The organism is Cysteiniphilum litorale (assembly GCF_003428165.1).
Lineage (GTDB): Bacteria > Pseudomonadota > Gammaproteobacteria > Francisellales > Francisellaceae > Caedibacter > Caedibacter litoralis.
Genome location: NZ_QLIQ01000105.1, coordinates 1 through 2,347 on the forward strand (window position 1 = coordinate 1; position 2,347 = coordinate 2,347).

The following is a 2,347-nucleotide window of genomic DNA, read 5'->3' on the forward strand; positions in this document are numbered from 1 at the left end:
AGTACGATTAATGTGACAGCAGTGAATGATGCACCGGTTGTGGTGGCAGGAGGTACGTTAAGCTATACCGAGAATGACTCTGCCAGTGCCATTGATGTGGCGCTTACTGTGAATGATGCGGATGATACCAATATCGAAAGCGCAACCATTACCATTAGCAGTAACTATGTTAATGGTGAGGATATCTTAGCATTTGCAGATACTGCTAATATCACGGGAAGCTTTAATGCAGGAACAGGTGTGTTAACCTTAACCGGTAGTGATACAGTCGCTAATTATCAGGCAGCATTACGTAATGTGACCTATCAAAACACGTCTGATAATCCAAGTACCTTAGCACGTACGGTGAGTTTTGTTGTTAATGATGGCGATGTCAACTCAAGTGCGGTGACAAGTACGATTAATGTGACAGCAGTGAATGACGCACCGGTTGTCGTGGCAGGTGGTGCGATAAGCTATACGGAACAGTCACCAGGAGTGGTCATTAATGGTTCGATTACCGTGAATGATGTTGATGATACTAATATTGAAAGTGCAACGATTTCAATTACGGGTAACTTTGCCGCAGGGCAGGATGTTTTAGAGTTTACGGATACAGCCAATATTACCGGTAACTTTAATGCAGGTACTGGAGTCATGACCTTAACAGGTAGTGATACAGTCGCTAATTATCAAGCAGCGTTGCGTAGTGTGCTTTATTACAACACCTCAAATAATCCAAGCACCTTAGCACGTACGGTGAGCTTTGTTGTTAATGATGGTGATGTCAATTCAACTGCAGCGACAAGCACAATTAATGTCAATGCAGTGAACAACCTTCCTGTTATAACAGCGGGTGGAACATTAAACTATACGGAAAATGATGCAGCCAGTGTCATTGATGGCACCGTTACCGTGAGTGATGACGATGATACTCATATTGAGGAAGCAACGGTTACAATAACGGCTAACTATGTTAATGGTGAGGATATCTTAGCGTTTGTTGATACGGCAAATATCACCGGAAGCTTTAATGCCAGTACGGGTGAGCTTACTTTAAGTGGTAGTGACACGCTTGCCAACTATGAGGCAGCGTTGCGTAGTGTGACGTATCAAAACACGTCTGATAATCCAAGTACCTTAGCGCGTACGGTGAGCTTTGTTGTTAATGATGGTGGTAGTAACTCAGTAGCGGTGACAAGTACGATTAATATCACCGCGGTGAATGACGCACCGGTTGTGGTGGCAGGTGGTACGTTAAGCTATACCGAGAATGCCTCTGCCAGTGCCATTGATGTGGCGCTTACTGTGAATGATGCGGATGATACCAATATTGAAAGCGCAAGTGTTACGATTAGCAATAACTATGTTAATGGTGAGGATATCTTAGCATTTGCGAATACTGCTAACATCACGGGAAGCTTTAATGCAACAACAGGTGTGTTGACCTTAACCGGTAGTGATACGCTTGCCAACTATCAAGCGGCATTACGCAGTGTGACCTATCAAAACACTTCTGAAAATCCAAGTACCTTAGCGCGTACCGTGAGCTTTGTTGTTAATGATGGCGATGTCAACTCAAGTGCGGTGACAAGTACGATTAATGTGACAGCAGTGAATGACGCTGCGGTAGTTACCGCAGGTGCGGTCTTAAGTTATACCGAAAATGACGCAGCCAGTGTGATTGATAATACCATTGCCATTAGTGATGTTGATGATACCAACCTTGAAAGTGCAACCATTTCAATTACGGGTAACTTTGCGACAGGACAAGATGTGCTTGGATTTGTAGATACTGCTAATATCACGGGAAGCTTTAATGCAGGAACTGGGGTATTAACCTTAACAGGTACTGACACGCTTGCCAACTATCAGGCGGCATTACGTAGTGTGACGTATCAAAACACGTCTGATAATCCAAGCACCTTAGCACGAACAATTAGCTTTGTCGTTAATGATGGAGATGTTGACTCAAGTGCGGTGACGAGTACGATTAATGTGACAGCAGTGAATGATGCACCGGTTGTGGTGGCAGGAGGTACGTTAAGCTATACCGAGAATGACTCTGCCAGTGCCATTGATGTGGCGCTTACTGTGAATGATGCGGATGATACCAATATTGAAAGCGCAAGTGTTACGATCAGCAATAACTATGTTAATGGTGAGGATATCTTAGCATTTGCAGATACTGCTAATATCACGGGAAGCTTTAATTCAGGAACAGGTGTGTTAACCTTAACCGGTAGTGATACAGTCGCTAATTATCAGGCAGCATTACGTAATGTGACCTATCAAAACACGTCTGATAATCCAAGTACCTTAGCACGTACGGTGAGTTTTGTTGTTAATGATGGCGATGTCAACTCAA

General features: G+C 43.7%; 1 protein-coding gene. It reads left to right on the forward strand.

Annotated features, from left to right (window positions below):
• Positions 1-2,347: beta strand repeat-containing protein (locus tag DNJ75_RS14660; protein WP_206609127.1), on the forward strand; the 2,347-nt coding region annotated here is incomplete at both ends.